Annotated in this window: 21 protein-coding genes; 12 read left to right on the forward strand and 9 right to left on the reverse strand. The window is 67.4% G+C overall.

Annotation, left to right across the window (positions count from 1 at the left end):
• Window positions 1-104: 104 nt before the first annotated feature.
• Window positions 105-743: a TetR/AcrR family transcriptional regulator gene (locus CA982_RS22035; protein WP_086537335.1), complete on the forward strand. Its 639-nt coding sequence runs from the start codon at window positions 105-107 to the stop codon at window positions 741-743.
• Window positions 744-820: 77 nt separating this feature from the next.
• Here CA982_RS22035 and CA982_RS22040 read toward each other — a convergent pair whose 3' ends face one another.
• The gene (locus CA982_RS22040; RefSeq protein ID WP_086537313.1) at window positions 821-2,017 is read right to left on the reverse strand and encodes a cytochrome P450; all 1,197 of its coding nucleotides are present in this window, start codon (window positions 2,015-2,017) and stop codon (window positions 821-823) included.
• 209 nt (window positions 2,018-2,226) lie between these two features.
• On the opposite strand from CA982_RS22040, the gene CA982_RS22045 reads away from it, so the two are divergent.
• Window positions 2,227-2,550, forward strand: a complete 324-nt coding sequence (locus CA982_RS22045; RefSeq protein ID WP_086537314.1) for a hypothetical protein — start codon at window positions 2,227-2,229, stop codon at window positions 2,548-2,550.
• 42 nt (window positions 2,551-2,592) lie between these two features.
• On the opposite strand, the gene CA982_RS22050 is transcribed toward CA982_RS22045, so the two are convergent.
• Window positions 2,593-3,711 carry an alpha/beta fold hydrolase gene (locus tag CA982_RS22050; RefSeq protein WP_158097825.1) on the reverse strand — a complete coding sequence of 373 codons (1,119 nt, stop codon included), beginning with the start codon at window positions 3,709-3,711 and terminating at the stop codon, window positions 2,593-2,595.
• A 191-nt stretch (window positions 3,712-3,902) separates the two neighbouring features.
• Window positions 3,903-4,028, reverse strand: coding sequence for a hypothetical protein (locus CA982_RS27090; RefSeq protein ID WP_279627981.1), 126 nt, complete (start codon window positions 4,026-4,028; stop codon window positions 3,903-3,905).
• 577 nt (window positions 4,029-4,605) lie between these two features.
• Between CA982_RS27090 and CA982_RS22055 the strand changes: the two genes are divergently transcribed.
• On the forward strand, window positions 4,606-5,712 hold the full coding sequence (locus CA982_RS22055) for a YdcF family protein (protein WP_086537316.1): 1,107 nt from the start codon (window positions 4,606-4,608) through the stop codon (window positions 5,710-5,712).
• A gap of 52 nt (window positions 5,713-5,764) precedes the next feature.
• Here CA982_RS22055 and CA982_RS22060 read toward each other — a convergent pair whose 3' ends face one another.
• The 4 genes from CA982_RS22060 to CA982_RS22075 form a co-directional block, all read right to left on the reverse strand.
• Window positions 5,765-6,409, reverse strand: coding sequence for a response regulator (locus CA982_RS22060; RefSeq protein ID WP_086537317.1), 645 nt, complete (start codon window positions 6,407-6,409; stop codon window positions 5,765-5,767).
• A gap of 9 nt (window positions 6,410-6,418) precedes the next feature.
• A complete protein-coding gene (locus tag CA982_RS22065) occupies window positions 6,419-7,447 on the reverse strand; it encodes a sensor histidine kinase (protein ID WP_158097826.1) in 1,029 nt (342 codons plus the stop codon).
• Between the two features lie 270 nt (window positions 7,448-7,717).
• Window positions 7,718-8,698, reverse strand: coding sequence for a M28 family peptidase (locus CA982_RS22070; protein ID WP_158097827.1), 981 nt, complete (start codon window positions 8,696-8,698; stop codon window positions 7,718-7,720).
• 17 nt (window positions 8,699-8,715) lie between these two features.
• Window positions 8,716-8,994, reverse strand: a complete 279-nt coding sequence (locus tag CA982_RS22075) for a PLDc N-terminal domain-containing protein (protein WP_158097828.1) — start codon at window positions 8,992-8,994, stop codon at window positions 8,716-8,718.
• A gap of 446 nt (window positions 8,995-9,440) precedes the next feature.
• Here CA982_RS22075 and CA982_RS22080 point away from each other — a divergent pair, with 446 nt between their 5' ends.
• Entirely contained in the window at window positions 9,441-14,936 is a 5,496-nt protein-coding gene (locus CA982_RS22080) for an ATP-binding protein (RefSeq protein ID WP_086537321.1), read from the forward strand.
• A gap of 139 nt (window positions 14,937-15,075) precedes the next feature.
• On the opposite strand, the gene CA982_RS22085 is transcribed toward CA982_RS22080, so the two are convergent.
• Both CA982_RS22085 and CA982_RS22090 read right to left on the reverse strand, forming a co-directional pair.
• Window positions 15,076-15,567, reverse strand: a complete 492-nt coding sequence (locus CA982_RS22085; protein ID WP_086537322.1) for an SRPBCC family protein — start codon at window positions 15,565-15,567, stop codon at window positions 15,076-15,078.
• Between the two features lie 51 nt (window positions 15,568-15,618).
• Window positions 15,619-16,608, reverse strand: coding sequence for an AraC family transcriptional regulator (locus CA982_RS22090; protein ID WP_086537323.1), 990 nt, complete (start codon window positions 16,606-16,608; stop codon window positions 15,619-15,621).
• Between the two features lie 122 nt (window positions 16,609-16,730).
• On the opposite strand from CA982_RS22090, the gene CA982_RS22095 reads away from it, so the two are divergent.
• The 8 genes from CA982_RS22095 to CA982_RS22130 all read left to right on the forward strand — a co-directional run bounded on the left by CA982_RS22095 (window position 16,731) and on the right by CA982_RS22130 (window position 23,857).
• Window positions 16,731-17,966: a cytochrome P450 gene (locus CA982_RS22095; RefSeq protein ID WP_086537324.1), complete on the forward strand. Its 1,236-nt coding sequence runs from the start codon at window positions 16,731-16,733 to the stop codon at window positions 17,964-17,966.
• A 3-nt stretch (window positions 17,967-17,969) separates the two neighbouring features.
• Complete coding sequence (locus CA982_RS22100; protein WP_425269096.1) at window positions 17,970-19,007, forward strand: NADH:ubiquinone reductase (Na(+)-transporting) subunit F; 1,038 nt, start codon at window positions 17,970-17,972, stop codon at window positions 19,005-19,007.
• A 28-nt stretch (window positions 19,008-19,035) separates the two neighbouring features.
• Window positions 19,036-19,347, forward strand: coding sequence for an EthD family reductase (locus CA982_RS22105; protein ID WP_086537325.1), 312 nt, complete (start codon window positions 19,036-19,038; stop codon window positions 19,345-19,347).
• Between the two features lies 1 nt (window position 19,348).
• On the forward strand, window positions 19,349-20,170 hold the full coding sequence (locus CA982_RS22110) for an IclR family transcriptional regulator (RefSeq protein ID WP_086537326.1): 822 nt from the start codon (window positions 19,349-19,351) through the stop codon (window positions 20,168-20,170).
• A 43-nt stretch (window positions 20,171-20,213) separates the two neighbouring features.
• Entirely contained in the window at window positions 20,214-21,005 is a 792-nt protein-coding gene (locus CA982_RS22115) for a 2-keto-4-pentenoate hydratase (protein ID WP_086537327.1), read from the forward strand.
• Window positions 21,006-21,037: 32 nt separating this feature from the next.
• A complete protein-coding gene (locus CA982_RS22120; protein WP_086537328.1) occupies window positions 21,038-21,835 on the forward strand; it encodes a 2-keto-4-pentenoate hydratase in 798 nt (265 codons plus the stop codon).
• A gap of 1 nt (window position 21,836) precedes the next feature.
• The gene (locus CA982_RS22125; RefSeq protein WP_086537329.1) at window positions 21,837-22,043 is read left to right on the forward strand and encodes a tautomerase family protein; all 207 of its coding nucleotides are present in this window, start codon (window positions 21,837-21,839) and stop codon (window positions 22,041-22,043) included.
• A 569-nt stretch (window positions 22,044-22,612) separates the two neighbouring features.
• Window positions 22,613-23,857: an HNH endonuclease gene (locus tag CA982_RS22130; protein WP_086537330.1), complete on the forward strand. Its 1,245-nt coding sequence runs from the start codon at window positions 22,613-22,615 to the stop codon at window positions 23,855-23,857.
• Window positions 23,858-23,929 lie beyond the last annotated feature (72 nt).

Consider the following 23,929-nt stretch of genomic DNA (forward strand, 5'->3'; position numbering starts at 1 on the left):
TGACGATATCGTCATACACGCCGCATGCATCAGTCAAGGGAATCTGACGATTTCGTCAGTGGTGGATGTGCGACCATGAGGCGTTCCGGCGAAAGGATCGGCCGATGGCAGGAGACGACCCCGCAGTGACGACGCGCGCGCAGCGGCGTAAGGCTCAGACGCGTCGGTCGCTCATTCGTGCGGCGCAGCAGTTGATGGCTGAGGGGCGTACGACTGCCTCGGTGCTCGAGATCACCACGCTGGCCGACGTGGGGAACGGCTCGTTCTACAACCACTTCGCGACCAAAGATGAGCTGTTCGAGGCTGCGGTGGTGGCGATCGTGGACGATCACGGCGATCTGCTCGACGGTTTGACCGACGACGTCGCGGACCCGGCCGAGGCGTTCACGCAGAGCTTCCGATTGACCGGACGTCTGCATCGTCGGTTCCCGGAGCTGAGCAAGGTCGTTGTCAATTACGGCATGTCGATGCTCACCAGCTCGGATGCCGGGTTGCTTCCGCGCGCGCGACGCGACATCGAGGCCGCGGTGGCCGCCGGACGCTTCGTCGCCCCCGACGTGGATCTCGCGCTGACCGTGGTCTCCGGCGCGACTCTGTCGCTGGCGCTGCTGCTCCTCGAACAGCCCGAGCGCGACGACGCGATCGCAACAGACGCCGTCGCCGAGCATGTCCTCCGAGCCCTGGGGGTCGCGGAGTCCGACATCCGTGCTCTCATCGCCCTGCCGCTACCGAGGTGGGACTGATCGCCGACGCCCACGGTGTGCTGCATTTCCGCGACGGGACGCAGTAGCCCTTCAGTGAGCTCGCCTGTGTGATCGCATCAGGTGAAGGAGGCGCGAAAGCTCTCGAGGCCCTGAAGGCAGTTGTTGCGCAGGGGGATCGGGTCGCTGACCGAGACGGTCTCGACTCGCTCGACCATGGCGCGGAGCAAGGTCTGCATCTCGAGTTTGGCCAGTTGCATACCGACGCAGGTGTGCACCCCGTGTCCCCATCCGACGTTGCTGCCCCGTCGCAGCAGCGAGAAACGCTCGGGGTGATCGAAGCGCCGCTCGTCGCTGTTCGCTGCGGCGAACACCACCGCCACCCGGTCCCGGGGCCGCAGATGGACTCCGCCCATCTGTGTGTGGGCCGCTACCGATCGGGTGAACACTCGAACCGGCGAAGCCATCCGCACGGCTTCGACCACCGCGGTCGGGATCAGGTCAGGTTCTGCCCGCAGTTGGCGCCAGACTTCGGGATCGGTTCCCAGACTCCACAGCAGCTGGCCGGTCGAGAGGATGGTGGTGTCCAAGCTCGGTGCGACGAAGTCGATGATCATGTTCTTGGCCTCGATGCGGCCGATTTCCCCGCGGTCGGCCGCATCGAGCACGGTCGCCGCCCACCCATCGGGCGTCACGTGCCGACGCCCGATCGCGATCGTGTACAAGAACAACCCCAGTGAACCGCGTAGAGATCGACGTGCGCGCCGGTTGGTGGGGCCGAGGCCGTCGAAAGTCGCTCGCCCCCACCTCAGCATCTGCTCCGGTGACACCTTCACCCCGACCAGTTCTGCTACGGCCTGTACCGGTAAACGCGTGGCGAAATCGGCGATGCCGTCGAAGCCGGGGTGGGTCAGGAGCCTGTCGACGGTCGCCACCGCCTCCCGCTCGAGCGTAGGCAGTGACGGCCGGATCGCTCGCGAGGTCAGTGACTGCATCAGGATCATGCGGCGGGTCATGTGTGTGTCGTCGTCGCTCGCGAGGGTCGTGTAGTGCCCGAGGGTGTTCGCGAGTGGATTCGCCGCCACACCCCGCCCGCTGCGGAATGTGGCGTCGTCGCGCAATGCCATTCGCACGTCGTCGAACCGCCCGATCGCGAAAACGCCGTGGCGGGGTAGCCACACCACGGGTCCGGCGTCCCGAAGGCGCCGATACACCCGATGCGGATCGTCGACGGCCTCGTCGCCGTACAGATCGACGTCGACGACCGGAGCCCCACGATGGGTTTCCGGCCGCGACGACGCACGCTGTCCCGTCATCTGCCCGCCTCAGTCGAGAACCGCGGCCGGCCGGCCGGCGCTGTGGTCCGAGTTCGTCAAATCTGACGAAATCATCACCCAGGTGAGAGCTGAGGTCAAGTCGTCGTCGCGCCGTGATTCCGGGTGACGGCAGGCGTTGTCATTGACAACCCCCGCGCTGACTGGCCACATGGACTCACTCACTGTCGTGGATCGAGAAAGGCCCTTGTGTGACCACCCGCGGTCAGATCATCGCGAATGCCGTGCTGGCGGCGGCGTTGCTCCTATGGACGGTCGGCGCGGCCGCGTTTCTGTGGTGGGGAACGTGGACGCTCAATGTCGACACCTCCTGCGACGGTCCGGTGGGACGCACCCTCGACGGCGGTGGATGGCTGGCGTTTGTGGTCCCACCGGTGTGGGTGCTGCCGTTCGTCGCCGTCGCTGCTCGTCGACGCAGCGTGGCCTGGTCGATCGTCGCCGCATTGTCGATCGCACTCGCCATCGCGCTCGTATGGGCGGTTGCCACCGCGGGCCCGACTCACCTGTGTTGGTGAGAGTCGGATCCGATCGACGGTCGCCGCGGTGCGGCGCCGTCCCTATCTCTCCGGAGTGCAGGTCGTGGGTGGTGGTGTCTGATCGGCGAGGAAGGCGGTCAGGTAATCCGCGCACGAGCCGCCGAGACCGGAGCCATGCGCACCGTCCTCGATGGTGAGCAGCCGGCCACCTACCCGGCCCACGGCTTGCGTGGCCCACACGTGAGGTGTGGTTGTCTCGGACCGGTGCCCGACGATCAGCAGGGGGCGTCGGGTGTCGGTCGCATCGATTCCTTGGCCTGGTGTAGGCCATCCGGAACAGGCGCTTGCGCCGGGGATCTCGGAGTTTGCCGGGTGCGGAAGTCTGGTGGAGACCGGGAGGCGCGCCTCGCTGGTGATCGCGACGTGTGCGGCCCACTGGGCGTGCGCGTCGGGTTCCGGGTCGAGCACGTTGCACGTGTAGGCGGTCCGCGCGGCCGGGGTGAACAGGTTCAGCGGAGGTGCCGGCGGGGTGTCGGGTTGAGGGGTGGTTTCCGCCGCCGGGCCGTCATCGGCAGGTGGCTCGTCGGCGGGCGGCGGAGCTTCCTCGGGGTGGGGATGACGGCCAATCGCCTGGGCGAGGTCTCTGTTCTGTTGGTCCGGTGATGTTCCCAGGTACATGGGACTGTCGAGGACCATCGTGTCGAGGCGGTGGGGGAACAGGGTGCGGTAGGCGACGCCCAATTCCGTCCCCCAGGAGGCGCCGTAGTAGCTGACCCTGTCGACTCCCAGTGCTGCCCGCACCCGGTCCAGGTCGTGGGCGGCGTTCCTGGGGGTCAGACTCGAGAGCAACGGGCCGTCTGTCTCGGTGCAGTCGCGGTTGGCTCGCGTGATGGTGTCGACGAAAGCTCTTGCCTCGGAATCGGGTTGCGTGATCTGGCCGCTGGTCGGCGGGGCTGCATCGCTGATGGCGGTGCAAGTGGGGTGGGTGCTGGCCCCGGTGCCTCGAAGGTCGACACCGATGATGTCCCAGTCGGCCAGTCCGGCGACCTCGGTGAGCATCACCGGTAGCGTCCTCGCCTCGAGTCCGGGGCCGCCGGGGTTGACCAGTAGTGTTCCGCGTTTGTGCTTCGAACTGGCCGGCATTCGGCTGATCGCGATGTCGACGGTGGGGCCGTCGGGTATGTCGTAGTGCAGAGGCACGGAAAGGTGTGCGCAGCGGAGTGCGCTGACCCGATCGGTCCTGATTGCGGTGATCGCATCGGTCAGCGCAGATTCGCATCGTTGCCAGCTGATCGGTTCCGGCTGGGGGTGTGCGGTGCTCGTGTTCGAACACCCCGCGGCGGTGGCGACTGTGGCGAGTGCAAGTGCGACCAGCATCGGTCGCGTGCCGATCATCGGAGACCGCCGATCAGACGAGCAGTCGGGTCGCCGGCTGTGCGTGTCGCCGCCGGGCACGGCGCGGCGCCGTCGCAGCGGGCGGCCGCGGTGGTGACGGGGCCGGTGGTGGTTTGGTTCACGTGGATCGGTCCTTCGCGTCGCAGTCATTGGTCGTGAGGGCCAAAGTAAGTGCGGCTCCGGACTTCTCGCATCGGCGTCCAGGGCGATACCCGCGTCATCCGCGAGACGGATGGCGGCGAGCGAGTTCCTGTCCTGGCGGGAGGGTGGCGGGGAGGTCGGTGGCCGGCTGCGGCAACGGAACATCGACTCGGTGGACTCGCGGGCTGCCCCTTCAGTACTCCGCTGGTCGCACCCCGGTCATCCCGAAGACGTACGCGAAAGCCCACTCGAGGCCGATGTGACGAGCTGGGTGATCGCTCTAGTGTCGGCGATATGCACGAGAACGAGCCGGTCGTCGTACGATTCCGGTCACGCCGTGCGCGACGTCGGTGTGAATCTCCGTGCGTGAGAGTCGAACACCGTCGACGATCGCTTCGGGCCTCCTCTCACAGGGGGTTGGGGGAGGGAGTGCTCAACTCCCTCCTCCGATCCGGAATCAGGCACCGACCAGGGTCGCCAGACGCATCCGAGTGTCGGGGCCACAGCGTGAAGTTCTTTTCGCACAACGTCCTTCGACGCAGAAGCTGAGTCAACACGATGACCACCTGGGCTATGTACGCGACCGCTGTTCTGTTCCTCTCGTCACTCGCGGTGATCGCCGTCGGAACGGTTCGGACGTGGCAGGAGCCGCGCCGCCCGTCGAATGGGATCTGGGTCAGCTTCGGCGTCGTTCTGCTGTGGATTTGTGCGGTGGTCGCCGGCCTCGGCACAGAGCCCGGGACGGTGCAGTCGTGGCTGGCGATCATCATCGTCTATCCGATTCTCGCAGTGCCGCTCGTCCTCTTGGCGCTGGCCTTCTTCCTGGTGATCAACTCCGTGGTCGTCGCTCGCCGGGAGCGTCTCAACCTGGCGACCCTGGCCCCTGCAGCCATCGGTGGGCTGATCGTGATGACACTGGTCTCGGTGGTCCTTCAGGTGGCCGCGTGGCTCGCCAGCGGAAGTTCTCTCGGACGTGTGGCTGTTCTCCTGGTCCCGGTCGTTGCTTCGCCCGGGGTGGTCATCGTTTTCGAGCTCGTCGCCTATGCGTTGTATGCGTTTGTCTACTCGAGAATGACGGGGGAGGGTGACGCCGACGTCGTGGTGGTTCTGGGTTCGGGGCTGGCCGGTGATCAGGTCACGCCCCTACTCGCCTCGAGGTTGGATGCAGGAATGGCCGCGTACGAGCGAGGATGCGTCGCCGGAGAGAACCCGGTCATCGTTGTCTCCGGAGGAAAGGGCTCCGACGAGCGTCGGTCGGAAGCCGAGGCGATGGCCGAGTACCTCGCAACGAGAGGTGTCCCGGCTGAGAAAATCATCCTGGAGTCCGGATCGACCTCCACCGAGGAGAATCTCGCATTCTCTGTGGCGGCACTCGCCGAGCGGAGCATCGCGTGGACGACGATGGCGATCGCGACCAGCAACTTTCACATCATGCGGGCGGCCTCGCTGGCCAGACAGCTCGGGATCTCTTCGTCGTCTGTCGGGGCACCCACCGCCGCGTATTACCTTCCCAGCGCATTCCTCCGGGAGTTCGCCGCCACTGTCGTCCACTTCCGCCGCGGCACCACGGTGGCGTCGGTGCTCGTGATGGCCGGATGGATCGCCATCTGCTGGTACGTGCTGTCATGGGGGGACCCCGCGGGATTTGTCGGCCCCGGCCAGTGAACCACCGCGTGGTCGGCGGGTCCCGCCGGCCACCGTTGTTGCGGTGGAGACCTCACACCAGGGAGTGCTCGTACGCGTAGATGACCATGTGGATGCGGTCCCGAAGGTCGAGTTTGGTGAGTATGCGGGACACGTGGGTCTTCACGGTGGCCTCGGAGATGAACAGTTGGCCGGCGACTTCCGAGTTGGACATTCCTTGTGCCACGTAGAGGAGGATCTCGCGTTCGCGCGGAGTGAGTTCTCCGTATTCTGCGCCCGGCGTGCTCCGCGCGGCAGGGCGGAACTGCTCGAACAGCGATCGTGTGGCGGCCGACGACACGACGTTCGATCCCGCGTTCACCTGACGGATGGCCGCGAGTAGGAACTCGGGTTCGGTGTCTTTGACGATGAATCCGCTGGCGCCGGCCTCGATTGCGGACAGGGCTGCTTCTTCCAGGTCGAAGGTGGTCAGCACGAGCACCTTTGGCGCTTCCGCGCCGAGTTCGGCGAACAACGTGCTCGTCGCTTCGATGCCATCGGTGTCCGGCATTCTGATGTCCATCAGCACGACGTCGGGACGGTGGGTGCGGCACAGTGTAAGGATGGTCGCGCCCGTCGCTGCTTCGGCGACCACGGTCATGTCGTCCTGACTGTTGATCACCATCGCTATGCCGCTGCGGAACAGCGGCTGATCGTCGACGAGAGCTACTGAGATCACTGGTGCAAACTACCGTCTCAGGGGAAGTACGGCGGTGACCACCCATTTGTCGCCGACACGGCGCGAGTCGAGGGAGCCACCGGCCAGACGTGCTCGTTCGGTCATGCTGATCGTCCCGTATCCGCCACCACCGGCCTCTCCCGAATGGGCGGCAGTCACGTTGACGACCTCCACGGTGACCGGATCGTCCCACCGCTGCCTGATGATGACCGATTCTCGCGGGTCGCCGTGTTTGAGTGCGTTTGTCAGGGCCTCGGCGAGGATCCGCAGAACCGCGTGTGTTGTTGCCGGCGAGGCAGTTTCGGGATCACCGATGACGTGATGGTCTATCCGGAGCCCGGCCGCGCGCATCCGCGCGAGGAGGTGCTCCTCGTCCAGGTGATCGATCGTGTCGTCGTGGGTCTCCAGGTCGGTACGTAGTCGCTCGAGAAACGCCCGAACCTCGAGCAACGACGATCGCCCGGTGGCGGCGATGGCCCCGAGCGCCGGTTCGATGGAAGTCGGGGAACTGCGTAGGGAGTAGCGAGCGCCATCGGCCTGCGCGATGATCACGGCCAGCGAGTGCGCGACCACGTCATGGACATCACGCGCAATCTGGCTGCGGGCCGCTTCGTGAGCGTAGGCCTCGACGGCTCGTGCTCGCTCGGCTTCTGCGCGCGCCGCGGCGATCTGGGCAGCCGTGGCGGAATCACGGTGGAACTTCATCATTCCGGCGGCCCACGCTGCTACGGGAACCACACAGACCAGAACGGTGCTCGAGACGAGGGCGGCGATGTCGGGGAGCTGACCCAGAGTCGAGAAATCCGACACCAGCTGCGCGACCTTCCATCCGCCGAGGAGGGACACCACTGTCACCGCACCGAGCGCCGCCCAGCGGATGGCACGCGAGGTGTGTGCGCTGAACGAATACACGATCGGAGCGACGAACCAGACCGTGATGAAGCTCAGCGGTCCGATCGCGATCCGGGCGCCGAGATAGGCGACCACGCAGATGACGGACAACGTCGGGATGGCGTGACGCGTCGCGGTGGCAACCACGAGAGCTGCACACAAAGCCACGGTGAGTAGTACTGGGTCGGACCCGTTGCCGACCAGAAAGCACATCAGGCCGGCCGCGCATGCCCAGACACCGTCTGCGATCAGCTGACGTGTCGTGGGCCGGGCGGTCCGGAGCGGATCCCGAAACCAGAACGCGCCTCGGCCGGGGCGGTCACGATCAGTGACCTCTCCGGCCGAGGGCAGGCGTTCATTCGTCACGGTAAGAGGACATCGTGTTCACCCCGGTTCGGTCAACTGCCGAGCTCGACGTCACGACAGCGCACCGTCCGAGACAGTGAGGACCGAGCACCACATCGCGTCGGTCGTTCGCTCCAGGACATCGGCGTCGACGGTGTCGATCGTGTCACCCGAGGTGTGATATCCCGGCGCATACTGCAGCACATTGTCGGGCGATAAGACCTCGTGCACGAGCACCGCCCCTCCCGCCGGCACCCGGCCCACGAATGGCGCGGTATCGGAACTGCCGTTCAAGAGAACGTCCTCGTCGACGGGGATGTGCTCCCTCCCCAGACACTCACGCAGCGTCGCTTCGAAGTTCTCCGACTCGGCATCCTTCGGCGGGATCGCCGCGTTGATCCCTCGTACGAGGTCCGGGTCCTGCTTGACCTTCTCCACGAGCCGCTTGGCCGACGAGCCGTCCGCGTCGTACACCATCGCCGTCGGTTCCCGAGTCCCTGTCATGTCGGCGTTGATGTAGGCGACGACCGACTTCGTCTCAGCGGGCGACATCGACTTCACGTATGTGTGCGAACCGGCGATGCCGTATTCTTCTGCATCCCAGAATGCCAAGCGCACGTTCAGATTCGGCCGAGTGTTACGTAACCGCTCGCCGATGGCCAGCACGGTCGCCACCCCGGTGCCGTTGTCGTTGATTCCTGGTCCCTGCTTCACCGAGTCATAGTGGGCCCCGACGATCACGGTGCGCCCGGGGCCACCGGTGTCGGCGAGAATGTTGGCACCCATGTCGCCTTCGCCACTGGTCACCGGTTGTGTGCGCGGCTGGTAGCCCATCCGGGTGAGTTGCTCCACGATGTAGTCGCGGGTGGCCCGGCCGCCGTCGGTGCCGACCGCACGGTTGCCGCCGTGCTCGTTCGCGATCTCACTGATGGACTCGAGGTAGGGGTAGGCCGCGGCCTCGCCAGGCCCGTCGGAAGTGGTCGAATCGTCCCCACACGCTGATGCGGTCAGCATCACCGCAGCCACCACCGGCAGAGTGAGAACAGTTCTCATCCTCCTCGGCATCAAGATCACCCCACTTCCCGCATACGGCGTCCGACCCCGAACCAGCCCAGGGATCCCACCAGCGGGAAGATGATCACGATCCCCGCCCAGCAGACCTTCTCGATCCCGCTGTATGAGGTCGACCGCGCGATGCTGAGCAGCGCCGCGATCACCAGGGCCAGCAACGCCGCCGCGGCCACAGCCAGCGCCGCGAACAGCACGATCGTGACGATCAGCTGGGGCGTGTTGTCCTCGGTGGCCGCCGCGGCCAGGACAGCAGAGTACTTGTCCAACAAGATGATCACTTCTCCTGTGAGTCGATGAATCGGTTCAACACCATCTCGATTCACGGTAGGAGCGCAGCATCCTCTGTCGCGTCGCCCAGAGTGCCGATCATTCGGGGGCGCCGGTACACCCTGAGACGGACCCGCCTACATCTGAACGACGACCGACGGCCGACGGCGGATGGTGCTGTGCCCGGCCGACCACGTCACGAGAAGCAACCGCCGGGGCCGCTCGACGACCGCCACGGGACGGCGCACCGACGTCGCACCGGGCGTGGCGCGAGGATGCGTCTGAAGTCCGAATCGCGTGGTTCCGCGCACTCCCGCGACGCGCCGTACTCGCGCGTAGCGATTTGACTCGTAAGAATCACACCGTCGAACCACCCCGCGCGTCCCGGATCGCCACTGAGCTGGGTCGTCGCGCTGTACCGTACCTGCGGACCTTCAACCGCACGACGACGACGTGAATGGAGCCGGTGTTGTTTTCTCGTATCGCCATCGTGAACCGAGGTGAGGCCGCGATGCGGCTCATCCACGCCGTTCGGGGCCTGTCGGAGGAGACCCGGCAACCCATCGAGGTCATCGCCCTGCACACCGACGTGGATCGCAACGCCACGTTCGTGCGCGAGGCGGACGTCGCCTACGACCTCGGGCCCGCGGCGTCGCGTCCGTACCTGAACATGAAGGTGCTCGAGCACGCGCTGCTGGAGACCGGTGCCGACGCGGCATGGGTCGGCTGGGGCTTCGTCGCCGAGGACCCGCTGTTCGCCGAACTCTGCGACCGGATCGGCGTCACGTTCGTCGGGCCGTCGGCCGACGCGATGCGCAAGCTCGGCGACAAGATCGGCGCCAAGCTGATCGCCGAAGAAGTGGGCGTACCGGTGGCGGCGTGGAGCCGCGGCGGGGTGGACACCCTGGACGAGGCGGTGGCCGCGGCGGCCGAGATCGGCTACCCGCTGATGCTGAAGGCCACGGCGGGCGGCGGCGGCCGCGGCATCCGGAAGGTCACCAGCGACGCCGACCTCCGCGACGCCTACACCCGTACCCGCGAGGAGGCCGAGCGTGCCTTCGGCAGCGGAGTCGTGTTCCTCGAACGACTCGTGACCGGCGCGCGTCACGTCGAGGTCCAGGTCATCGCCGACGGACAGGGCACCGCCTGGGCGTTGGGCGTGCGTGACTGCTCGGTACAGCGACGGAACCAGAAGATCATCGAGGAATCGGCGTCGCCGGTCCTGCCCGCCGACCGGGTCGCCGAGCTCAAGGCATCGGCGGAGCGGCTCGCCGTGGCAGTGGGTTACCGGGGCGCGGCCACCGTCGAGTTCCTCTACCACCCGGGCGAGAACCTGCTCGCCTTCCTCGAGGTCAACACCCGTCTCCAGGTCGAACACCCGATCACCGAGACCACCACCGGCTTCGACCTGGTGCGTGCGCAGCTCCATGTGGCATCCGGCGGGCGACTCAAAGGCGAGCCACCGAGCGAGCGCGGACACGCCATCGAGGCCCGTCTCAACGCCGAGGATCCCGATCGCGACTTCGCGCCCGCTCCGGGCCGTATCGACCTGCTCGAGCTGCCCGCGGGACCGGGCATCCGCGTCGACACCGGCGTGAGCGAGGGCGACACCATCCCCGCCGACTTCGACTCGATGATCGCGAAGATCATCGCCTACGGCCGCGATCGCGACGAGGCGCTCGGCCGTCTGCGCCGGGCCATCCGCGAGACCCGCGTCATCATCGCCGGCGGCGCGACCAACAAGAGCTTCGTTCTCGAGTTGCTGGATCAGCCGCAGGTCATCGACGGCAGCGCGGACACCGGCTGGATCGACCGCGTACGCGCAGACGGCGGCCTCGTCGCCAACCGGCACTCGGCCATCGCACTCATCGCCGCCGCGATCGACGCCTACGAGGAGGAGGAACTCGTCGAACGGCAGCGCCTGATGTCGACGGCCTCCGGAGGCCGTCCGCAGGTTCAGCACGAGAGCGGGCGTCCGCTCGACCTCAAGCTGCGCGGCGTCGCCTACCGTGTGCGGGTCGCCGCCATCGGGGCACACCGCTTCCGCGTCGTCATCGAGGCGCCGGGCGAGACCCGCACCGCCGACGTGGACCTCGAACGCTTCGACGAGCACGCCGCACAGCTCGTGGTCAACCGGGTCCGCTACCGCCTGCTCACCGACACCCACGGACCCATCCACCTCGTCGACGTCGACGGGGTCACTCACCGCGTCAGTCGCGACGAGGGTGGTGTGGTGCGTTCGCCCGCACCGGCACTTGTCGTCGCCACACCGGTCCAGGCCGGCGACGAGGTCGAGGCCGGTGCCCCCATCCTGGTGCTCGAGAGCATGAAGATGGAGACGGTGCTGCGTGCCCCGGTGCGCTCGCGGATCAAGGAGTGCGCGGTCTCGGTCGGTACGCAGGTCGAGACCGGCGCCACCCTGATGCGCCTGGAGCCGCTCGCCGACGACGAGGACGAGGCGGAGGAGGAGGTCGGCGCGACCGTCGACCTCGAATTGCCGGAGGAGCCCCAGGTCGATCCGACCGAGCGGACCACCCGTAGCCAGGAAGACCTGCGCAGCCAGCTGCTCGGCTTCGACGTGGACCCGAATCACCGGACACGACTGCTCGACGAATACCTGTCGGTCCGCCGTGCCGCCATCGACAGCGGGCGTCGTCCGCTCGCCGACGAACTCGAGCTCGTGACGGTGTTCGCCGACCTCGCCGAGCTGAGCCAGAACCGGCCGTCGAGCCACGAGGTCGGTGTCGAGCACGTGCACAGCGCACGCGAGAACTTCCACACCTACCTGCAGAGTCTCGACGCCGAACGCGACGGACTGCCCGCGGCGTTCCATGATCAGCTGGGTCGCGCACTCGGCCACTACGGCGTCACCGACCTCGAGCGCACCCCCGAGCTCGAGGCCGCGGTCTTCCGGATCTTCCTCGCGCTGCAGAACCCGAACGACTCGGCCTCGGTGATCAGCGCGCTGTTGCTGGAATGGCTCGACGAGCCGACCCCGCGCGACGAACTCCGTGAGGCGGTGGGCACCGCTCTCGACCGCCTCGTCGCCGCCACCCAGGTCCGCTTCCCGGCAGTCGCCGACCTCGCACGCGGCGTCATCTACGCCTGGTACGGCCAGCCGTTGCTGCTGCGCGACCGCGCTCGGGTCTACAGCAACGTGCGCAAGCAGCTGAAGTACCTCGACGAGAACCCCGCCGCCGCCGACCGTACGAGTCGCATCGACGACATGGTCCGCAGCACCGAACCGCTTGTGCGGCTTCTCGGGCAGCGCATCGAACGGCACGCCGACAACTCGGTCATGCTCGAGGTGTTGACCCGGCGTTACTACGGCAACCGGGGTCTCGCCGACATCCGGATCCGGGAGGCCGGTGGCGCGACCTTCGTGGTCGCCGAACGCGACGCAGGCAACATCGCCTCGGCCGCAGTCGGTTTCGACGCCCTGCCCGCCACCATCGGCGGACTGGCCGAGCTTGCCCGCGACACCGCCGCGGTCGACGCCGACATCTACCTCGCCTGGGAGCAGCAGCCCGACGACTTCGACGTCCTCGCCGGCACGCTGCACGACATCGTCGCCACGAGTTCGCTTCCGCCGCAGGTTCATCGCGTCACCATCACCGTCGCCGGGAGCGCCGACGCGCGGATGCACCACCACGTCACGTTCCGGCCGTCGGCGACCGGCATGGCCGAGGAGCGTCTGATCCGCGGTCTGCATCCCTACATCGCACAGCGGATGCAGATGGAGCGCCTGCGTAAGTTCGACCTCACCCGGTTGCCGTCGTCGGACGACGAAGAGGTTTACCTCTTCCGTTGTGTCGCACGGGAAAATCCGTCGGACCGGCGTCTCGTCGCGTTCGCTCAGGTGCGCGACCTGACTGCCCTGCGTGAGCAGGACGGCCGGCTGTTGACGCTGCCGACCGCCGAGGCCGCGCTCGCGTCGTGCGTCGACTCGATCCGGCGTGCGCAGCGAGGGTCCACCAACCTGTCGAGCGCCAACCGGATCATCATGTACGTGTGGCCGCCGATCGACGTCGACGCCGACATCCTCGATCTGATCGCCGATCACATCCGCGGCACGACACAGGGAGTCGGTCTCGAGGAGGTCCAGCTCATCGCGCGGCGCCGCGACCGCGACACCGGTGAGCTGAGCAAGGTCTCGGTTCACTTCTCGGTCAACCCCACCGGCGGGTACGACGTCCGGGTCGTCGATCCGAGCGACGAACCCATCGAGCCGGTCGACGAGTACCGCCAGAAGGTGTTGCGCGCAGCGAAGCGCAACACCGTCTATCCGTACGAGTTGGCCGCCATCCTGGGCGATTTCACCGAGTACGACCTCGACGCCGAGCAGCGTCTGGTGGAGGTCGACCGCCCCAAGGGCCGCAACTCGGCTGCGATCGTCGCCGGTGTGGTCACCACGCCCACCGAGAAGTACCCGCGGGGTGTCACCCGCGTGGTCCTGCTCGGCGATCCGACGAAATCGCTGGGCGCGCTTGCGGAGCCGGAGTGCAGCCGGCTGGTCGCGGCGCTCGATCTCGCCGAGCAGATGCAGGTCCCGCTCGAGTGGTATGCGCTCTCGTCGGGCGCGCGGATCTCCATGGATTCCGGTACCGAGAACATGGACTGGATCGCCCGGGCGCTGAAGCGGATCGTCGAGTTCACGCAGGCCGGCGGTGAGATCAACATCGTGGTGGCCGGGATCAACGTGGGCGGCCAGCCTTACTGGAACGCCGAGGCGACGATGCTCATGCACACCAAGGGCATCCTGGTGATGACCCCGGAGTCGGCGATGGTGCTCACCGGCAAGCAGTCGCTGGACTTCTCCGGCGGTGTGTCGGCCGAGGACAACTTCGGCATCGGCGGCTACGACCGCGTCATGGGTCCCAACGGACAGGCGCAGTACTGGGCGCCGAATCTCGGTGCCGCACGGGATCTCCTGATGGCTCACTACGAGCACACCTACGTGGCGTCGGGCGAGCAGACGCCGCGTCGCGCGATCACGAGCGACCCGGTGGACCGTGACATCTCCGATTACCCGCACGTCCTGGCCGGCAGCGATTTCACCACGGTCGGGCAGATCTTCTCGGCAGCCTCGAACCCCGACCGCAAGAAGCCGTTCGACATCCGCACGGTGATCCGCGCCGTCGCCGACCAGGACCACCCGGTGCTCGAACGCTGGGCGGGGATGGCCGACGCCGAGACCGCGGTCGTATGTGATCTGCACATGGGTGGAATCCCGGTGTGCCTCTTGGGTATCGAATCGCGCGAGGTGCCGCGCCGCGGGTACACGCCGACCGATGGTCCGGACACCTACACCGCCGGCACGCTGTTCCCGCAGTCGTCGAAGAAGGCGGCCCGCGCGATCAACGTGGCCAGTGGCAACCGTCCGCTCGTGGTGCTGGCGAACCTGTCCGGGTTCGACGGATCGCCGGAGTCGTTGCGTAAGTTGCAGCTGGAGTACGGCGCGGAGATCGGCCGTGCCATCGTGAACTTCGAGGGCCCCATCGTGTTCTGCGTGATCTCGCGCTATCACGGTGGTGCGTTCGTGGTGTTCTCGAAGGCGTTGAATCCCAACATGACCGTGCTCGCGATCGACGGTTCGTTCGCCTCCGTCCTGGGCGGCGCACCCGCGGCCGCGGTCGTCTTCGCCGGCGATGTGGCCAAGCGGGTGAGTGCCGATGCCCGAGTGCGCGAACTCGAAGCCGAGACGGCGCAGGCCACCGGCCCGGACCGTTCGCGGCTCAACGCCGAACTGGCCGACCTACGCCAGTCCGTGCGCGCGGAGAAGATCAGTGAGATCGCCGCGGAGTTCGACGCCGTGCACAGCATCCGCCGCGCCGTCGAGGTCGGCTCGGTCGACGCGGTCATCCAGGCCGAGGAGCTCCGGCCCCAGATCATCGGTGCCATCGAGAAGTCGCCGGCGTGGGGCAAGCAGGATTCCGAGGTGGTCAGCTCGTAGCTGTCTCTGCTCCTGAGGTGAAGCGAGGGGCCCCTGCTCCCTGAGGTGCGAGCGGAGCGAGCCTCGAAGGGCCTGGTGAGATGAGCCGCCGGGCCCTTCGAGGCTCGTCGCTTGCGCTCCTCGCACCTCAGGGGGCAGATCACCCGCGCTCGGCGATCTCCTTGATCGCGGCGAGAGTGGCCGGGATGCCCGACAGTGCGGCGTCGCGACGCTGCTCGAGTTGGGCGTCGGCGTCGTCGCCGAACCGTTGTGCGAACAGCTCGAAACCGGCCGGTTGAACGGCCCAGGACTCGGTCAGCGTCGTCCCGCCACCGTCGGGTGTGATCGTGTACGACCAGCGGACGGCGTTCTCGTTCACCATCCAGGCGAACTCCCGTGGTTCCTCGGCGACGACGACTCGCGAGCGGGTCTCCCACACGCGTTCGGGAGTCTCGTTGCGGCCGTGGAAGTAGGCGCCGACCTCGGGTCCGACCGCTGGGTCCTCCCACCAGCACGCCTTGCAGATCGGACTCCACTCGCCGGTGCGACCGATGTCGGTCACCAGGTCCCAGACCTGCTGCGGCGTGGCGTCGATGCGGATGGACTCGGAGCGGGTGAATCGAGCACTGCGTTCGGTGTCGCTGGTCGTCATGGGTCCCTTCCCGTGATCGCGTAGTAGGGACCATCCTAGGGAAGGCGCAGCTCAGAGGGCGGTGGTCCGGTACCGGGACGGGCTGACCCCGAAGGTCCGGCTGAACGCACGACTGAAGTGCGACGGATCACGGAAACCGACCTGCGCGCAGATGTCGGCGACGCAGAGATCGCTCTGCACGAGCAGGGTTCGGGCCCGGTCGAGCCGTCGGGCGTAGAGCCAGGCCCGCGGTGTGGTGCCGGTGGTGCTGAACAGCTTGTGCACGTAGCGGACCGACATCCCGACCTCGGCGGCCACCAGCGCGATGGTGTGGTCGGGATCGTGCAGGTGATCGGTCATCGCGTTCTGGACCGCGCGGAGGTCGGCGGCATGTATCCGGTCCGTCGCGGTGCGGGGTGAGATCTGCTCGGTCACCGCGCCGGCGACCATGTCGAGCACGGCGCTCGCCACCGTGCCGGACGACGACACAGAGATCCCCTGGACCTGGGCCGCGACGTCGACCAGGAAGCTCGACACGAGCCGTCCGATGCCCGAATCGACCGCGATGGCCCGCCCCGTCGCGTCGTCGATGATGTCGTGCGTAGCCCGCGCGGCGAGCTGATCCCGCGGGGCGCGTACGACGATCTGCTCGAACTCGGTGGCGCCGCTGACAACGAAAGGTGCAGTGGCGTCGATGATCCCGAAGGCACCGTGCTCCAGTAGCCCGGTGTGTTCGCCCTGCGAGATCGTCGCCGCCCCCTGGGTGATGAGGCACAGGAGATAGTCGTCGGCCGGATCGGATTCGATCATCGCCGGGGTGCGGACGACGGTGTGTGGATCGGCGCGGACCACGCTCACCGACAGGCTGCCGACGGGGCGGGCGACGATCTGGGCGGCGAACGGACGTCGATCCTGGGGCCAGTCGATGTCCATCTCGCAGAAGGTGGCGTCGAGCGCCTCCGCCCAGCGGACCCGACCCTCGGCGCTCGCGAGCTCGCGGGTGCTCAGTTCCACGGAACCGGCGGTGCACGCGGAGTCATCCATCGGTGCATTCGCAGTCATTCTCTCCCCTCACCTCCACCCATAGTGTTCCAGATCACAAGACATTGCCACGGTGGCCGGCGGCATGACCGAACGAACCGGCTCCCGACAACCGATATCCGGAACGACAACGGAGAGTCACCATGACCGCAGTCCAGCCCTCGCACGAGGTCACCCCGAAGTTCGTCGAAGAGATCACGATGGCCGAACTCGAGGCGGATCCGTACCCGTTCTATGAGCGGCTCCGGAAGGAGGCACCGGTGGCGTTCGTGCCCTCCCTCGGGATGTACATCGTCTCGACCCGCGAGCTGTGCATGCAGATCGCGAAGGATTCGGACAGCTGGCCTGCGGTGATCTCCCCGGCGGGCGGGCGCACCTTCGGTCACGGAGCGCTGCTCAACACGAACGGTCCCGAGCATCGCGATCTCCGCGACATGGTCGAGCCGCATCTGCAGCCGTCGGCCGTCGACAACTACATCGACGACCTGGTCCGGCCGTACGCTCGCGAACTGCTCGAACGGATCGAGGACAACGGCTCGGCCGACATCGTCGCCGAGTACTGCGAACCGGTCAGTGTCCGGGCACTCGGCGATCTGCTCGGCCTGGGTGACGTGAGCACCGACAAGCTGCGGGAGTGGTTCCACAAGCTCAGCGTCTCGTTCACGAATTCCGCGATGACCTCCGACGGCGAGTTCGCCAACCCGAACGGCTTCGTCCCCGGTGACGAGGCGAAGGCCGAGATCATCGCGCATGTCGACCCCAAGATCGATGAGTGGATCGTCAACCCCGACCACAGCGCGATCTCGCACTGGCTGCACGACGGGATGCCCGAGGGGCAGACGCGCAGTCGTGATGTCATCTACCCCAACCTCTACGTGTTCTTGCTCGGCGCGATGCAGGAGCCGGGGCATGCGATGGCCACCACGCTCGCCGGCCTGTTCAGCCGGCCGGACCAGCTGGAGCGGGTGGTCGACGACCCGGGCCTCATCCCGCGGGCGGTGGGCGAGGGCATGCGGTGGGTCGCACCGATCTGGTCGGCGGCCGCGAAGATCGCCACCGACGAGGTCGTGGTCGGCGGGGTGACGATCCCGCAGAACTCCGTGGTGATGCTCTCCTACGGTTCGGCGAATCAGGACGAGAACGCCTACGACGCCCCGACCGCCTACGACCTCGACCGCGCGGTGATCCCGAACATGACCTTCGGCGGCGGTGTCCATGCCTGTGCGGGAACCTACTTCGCCAACAACGTGATCCGGATCGCGCTCGAGGAACTCCTGGAGACGATCCCCAACATCGAGCGCGACACCGACCACGAGGTCAACTTCTGGGGCTGGGGCTTCCGTGGCCCCAAGGAGCTCCACGTCCAGTGGGAGGTCTGAGGCGTGACCACCACACATCGTGTGCGTATCCAGGGTTCGGACACGCCGCTCGAGGTCGCCGCCGATCAATCGGTTCTCGATGCGGTTCTGCGCGCGGGGGAATGGCTGCCGCACTCCTGCACGCAGGGGACCTGCGGTACCTGCAAGCTCCGAGTACTCGACGGCGAAGTGGCGCACAATGACTCACCCGACTACACGCTGACGCCTGCCGAACGGTGTGCCGGGTTGGTGCTGGGTTGCATGGCCACCCCGTGCTCGGACCTGGTCGTCGAACCGCTGGGCGCCGCGGTCGACGACGGAGCGCCCCGACATCCCCTGCGCGATCACGACGGCACCGTCGTCGTCCTGGACGACATCGCCACCGATACGCGCCGACTCGTCGTCGAACTGGACGAGCCGATGTCGTTCAACGCCGGCCAGTATGCGGAGCTGGTTATTCCCGGTACCGGTGTGGGGCGTCAGTACTCCATGGCCAACCCGCCGTCGGAGTCGAAGCTCCTGGAGTTCCACGTGAAGCGCACCGTCGGTGGAAGAGCAACGGAGGGTTGGATCTTCGGTTCGCTGGCGGTGGGGGAGCGGATCGAACTCCGCGGACCGCTCGGCCAGTTCCATCTCGTCCGCGAGCAGGCCGAGCCGGCGATCCTCATCGGCGGCGGCACCGGACTCGCCCCGCTGAAGTCCATCGCCCGCCACGTGCTGGACCACGGCCTCGTTCCCGAACTGTACCTGTACCACGGTGGCCGACGGCGGGACGACCTCTACGACGTCGAGTTCTTCCGCGAACTCGAGGCCGGGTACGACACCTTCCACTACCGGCCCGTCCTCAGCGAGGAGCAGTGGGACGGCGCCACCGGAATGGTCACCGACGTCGTGGTCGAGGACTTCCGCAGCTGTAAAGGGCTGAGCGCCTATCTCTGTGGCCCACCGGCCATGATCGAGGCCGGTGTGCGGGCCCTGAAACGTCGCCGGATGGCGCCCCGTCTCATCTTCCGTGAGGAATTCACCGTGGCGGCCCCCGTGGCGACCACCGCGGCATCGTGACATCTCGCTCGAATCCGAAAGGCAAGTCATGTACCGACTCACCGTGATCTACGGACATCCGCTCGACCCGGCGGCCTTCGACCGGCACTACGAGAACAAGCATGCCGAGCTGGTCCGCCGTATCCCCGGACTGCGCCGGTTCGCCGCGGGCAGGTGCGACTCGCTCGACGGCACCGAGCCCGCCTCGTACTCGGTGGCCGAGCTGTACTTCGACTCGAAAGACGCGCTTGCCCAAGCCCTCGGCTCCCCCGAGGGGCAGGCGGCGGCCGGCGATGTCGCCAACTTCGCCACCGGCGGCGCGACCATGCTGTTCAGCGACGAGTCGATGGTGGGTCCCTGAGGTGGCCGCGCTGCAGACCGTCCAGAAGATCGGCCCGGTCCTGGATCTGTTCACTGTCGAACGTCCCGAGTGGGGTGTGTCGGAGGTCGCGGGCGAGCTCGGTGTCCCGCGATCGAGCGCGCACGCGCTGCTGGCCTCGCTGGTCGACATCGGCCTGCTGCAATGCCGCGCCCGCGGCCGCTACCGCATCGGCTGGCGCGTCGTCGAGCTGAACCAGGCGCTGCAGGGCACCGTCGACGTCAAGTCCTGTGCTGCCCCGATCCTGCAGGCGCTCTCGGAGAAGTTCGGCGAGACGACCCATCTCGCCGTCATGGAACGTTACCGGGTGATCTATGTCGACAAGGTGCTCGGCAACCACGTCATCAACGTGTCCGGCGCCCGGATCGGTGCCCAGCTCGATGCGCATTGCAGCGCGGTCGGCAAAGTGCTCCTCGCGCACTGCGATCCGGCCCAGCTGGCCCGCAACCTGACCGACAAGCAGCTCCGGCGGTACACGTCGTCGACCCTGACCGACCCGGACGAACTGGCCGCGGAACTGAAGGGTGTGCTGCGTCGGGGTTGCGCCGTCGACCTGGCCGAAGCTGTGCCCGACGTGCACTGCGTCGCGGCTCCGATCCGCGACGAGATGGGGGTGGTCGTGGCGGCGATGTCGATCACCGCGCCCGCGACGAGATTCGTCCCGGCACAACACGAATTCCGGCGTGCGGTCATCGCGGCCGCCGCCGACGCGTCCCGCGCGCTGAGCACCTCGTCCGGCGATGAGTCCACGCCGATCCGCCTGCCCGAGCGCGAGGTCTCCGTCCTGCACGCGGTGGCGGGATGACCCCGCGATCGCCGTTCCTCAGCCCAGAAAGATCGTGCCTTCCATGACCGACCATGCCGACCTCGTGCGCGACGCCGCCGATGCGCTGCTCGACGCCTATCGAGACCACGCCCCGATCGAACCCCTGGCCGCGCGGTTCGCGGACCACCCACTGTCGACCGCCTATGAGATCGCCCTCGCCCAGGTCCAGGACTGGGAGAAGCAGGGTGACGTGGTGAAAGGGCACAAGGTGGGGCTGGCCTCCCGTGCCATCCAACGGCAGATGGGTGTCGACCAGCCGGACTTCGGGCACCTCACGGCGAGCATGTTCCACCTCGAGCACGCGCCGATCCCGGCGGGCACGTTCATCCAGCCGCGCATCGAGCCGGAGGTCGCCTTCGTCCTCGCGAGGCCGCTCCGCGGGCCGGGGGTCACGGTCGCCGAGGCGGCAGCGGCCGTCGACTTCGTGCTCCCCGCACTGGAGATCGTGGACTCCCGCATCCGCGACTGGAAGATCGGCATCTTCGACACCATCGCCGACAATGCGTCGTCGGGCGGGGTCATCCTGGGCGGGCGGCCGGTGCCGCTCGTCGACGTCGACCTGCGGATGGCCGGTTGCAACCTGCACGTGAACGGCGAACTCGTCGACACCGGCGCCGGCGGCGCGGTACTCGGATCGCCGATCAACGCCCTGGTCTGGCTGGCCAACACGGTCGGACCCCTCGGCGTCACGCTCGAACCCGGTCACGTGGTGCTGCCCGGTTCGATGACCGCGGCGGTGCCGGTAGGGCCGGGGGACACCGTGGTCGCCACCATCGCCGGCCTCGGCAGCGTCACCGCGGTGCTGGGCGCGTGAGTGCTCGCGTACTCGAATCATCAGGAGAAGAAGTGACAGACAACGGAATCGACGACTGGAGTGCGGTTCGGGTGGCCGGCTCGTTGCTCGCCGCGGAGCGCTCGCGGACGGCGCGGACCTCGATCCAGCACGAGTGGCCGGGACTGAGCCTCGACGTCGCCTACGCCGCCCAGGACATCGCGCTCGCCGACCGCCGCGCGCGCGGGGAGACCGTGACCGGGATCAAGCTGGGCCTGACCTCGCGGGCCAAGCAGAAGCAGATGGGCGTCGACGAGCCCTCGGTCGCGTGGCTGACCGATGCCATGGTGCTGCCCGCGGGCGTGCCGGTCCCGCGTGAGCGACTCATCCATCCGCGCGCCGAGCCGGAGATCGCCTTCGTGCTCGGCCGTCCCCTCGCCGGTCCCGGTGTCACCGCGGCCACGGCACTCGCCGCGGTCGATCATGCGATGGCCGCGATCGAGATCATCGACAGTCGCTACTCGGGGTTCAAGTTCACCCTCGCGGATGCGGTGGCCGACAACAACTCCTCCGGTGTCTACGTGACGGGTTCGGTCATCCGAGATGTCGCGAACGTGGACTTCGGACTCGAGGCGTGCCTTCTGGAGATCGATGGCGACATCGTCGCCACCGCGACGGGCTCGGCGGTGCTCGGACATCCTGCCGAGGCGCTGGCGTTCGCGGCCAACACCTTCGGCGCGCGGGGCATCACCCTGGAGGCGGGGTGGGTCGTCCTCACCGGCGGCATGACGGACGCTGTGCCGGTCGAGCCGGGTAGCCGGGTCGCGGCACACTTCACCACGCTCGGCTCGATCACGATCGCGGGAGGGTGAGATGCCGTTCATCGATGTGACCATCGCCCAGGGGCGTTCGCCCGACGAGGTGCGCGCACTCATGCGGGAGCTGACGGCCGCCGCCCATCGTGCCATCGGTGCCCCGGTCGCGAACATCCGCGTCTGCGTCCGCGAGGTCCCGCCCACCCACTGGTCGGCCGGTGACATCACCGTTGCCGAACGTCAGGCGGCGAACACGGAATCGTGAGGCGCGGAGATTCTCTCGCGCACACGTTCCGCCGCCTGCCCCGAACGAAGCGATCCGTTCTGCTCCCGGATCTGGAAGAAGCGACCTGAAGTGCTTCCTCAGGTGTGATCCTGGGGTGTGAGCTCGCAAGCTCGCTCCTCAGGGGCGGGGTTCTTTCGTGGTCCACGACGGCCGCCAGGCTGTTACTACTCTCTGCTCCCTGAGGAGCGCCCGGAGCTTGCGGAGGGCGCGTCACGAAGGGTCTTCCCGAGCCCCCCTCCGACTGATGAACCTCACCTCGACAGATGGACTTCGATCGAAGTACATCAGTCGAGTTCGAGTTCATCGGTGACAACTGCAGTGCCACACAGCCGGCCGGACCGGCGAAGGTGAAGCATCCCGCCTCCGGCAGTGACCCGCCTCCAAGCAGGCCGTCCACCCGTGTGACTAATGGGGTTTCTGTTCACCACAGTCCACCACGGCTCACCACTGGTGCGTGAGTGACATAGACTGCCGCGCAGTCTGATTCGTTGCAAAATAGATTGTGGAGAAACTTCGTCGTCGAACGTTTGGGCGAGTACCTTGGTGTCATGACCTCGATCACCGCACTCCGCGACACCCTCGTTTCTCTGCCACCACCACCCGACGACGGGACCGGTCGCGCCGTGTTCGAGCGTCTCGACGAACTACGGGTGCTGCGCAACGTGCTCGATCACCAGATCGCCGTCCACATAGCGCTTTTCGACGCCTCCGATGCCGCAGCGCGCGCGGGCTCGACGACCCGGTCGTGGCTGATCGAGATGGGAATGCCCCCGGCAGCCGCCGGCCGTGGTGTGCGGATCGCCGCAGGCCTGGCGTCGTTGCCGAAACTCGCCGACTGCGCCGCCGACGGATATCTGTCTGCCGAGTGCGTGGATGCGGTGGTCCGCAGCATCGCCTTCATCGAAAGACACGCCGCGCAACCGCTGTCCGACGACGACAGGTCGGCGGTCGAGAGCGAGTTGCTCACCCAGGCGTTCTCCGGTGCCACACCCGCCGAGATCAACGACCACGCCCGCGGGATCGCAGTCCGGGTCGCAGCCACTGACCCGGACGCGGTTCCGGCGGCTGATGATGCGTCACTGAACACCGTGCACACCCGCGTCACCGAGGAAGGCAGGGTCGCGATCACCGCCGATGTGGCCGCGGTGATCGGCGAGAAGTTCTTGTCGATGATCGACGAACGCTCCTGCCCGCGCCCGGAACCCGACGGGGCCGAGGATCGCCGTGGTGTGACGCAGCGTCGCGCCGACGGGTTGGAACTCCTGCTCGATCAAGCGGCGATCGGTGCGGCGATGACGACCGCCGGCGCACCCCGCACCCAAGTCCTGGTCACCATCCCCGCGGACGGCGCTGATCCGGCGCGCCTGCCGTGGGTCGGGGCGGTCACAGCATCGACAGCCCGACGCCTGTCGTGTGACGGCGGAGTGGCCGAGATCGTCCTCGACGACGAGGGGGTGCCGTTGCGGATGGGCACCACGAAACGACTGTTCCCGCACCATCTGCGCCAGGCGATCATCGTGCGCGATCAGTGCTGTGTGAAATGCGGTGCCCCCGCCGCACATACCCAAGTCCATCACCTCGTGCACTGGGCCGACGGTGGTGCGACTGATCTGGACAACGGGTGCCTACTGTGCCAGCGCTGCCACACCCAGGTGCATCACCACGGCTGGCGCGTGGTGATGGGCCCCGACCGGCACCCGTGGCTGATCCCGCCGGCCGACATCGACCCCCGCCGCCTACCCCGACCCGCCTACAACCGGCGCACCCTGCGACTCGACGACGCCCCCGTCTAACCGCCCCACCCCCAGACCCTCCGGCGCCGACCCGACGCCACACGACCTTTGACAACTCCACAGTGTGCAACC

The organism is Gordonia lacunae, from assembly GCF_002149015.1.
Taxonomy (GTDB): domain Bacteria; phylum Actinomycetota; class Actinomycetes; order Mycobacteriales; family Mycobacteriaceae; genus Gordonia; species Gordonia lacunae.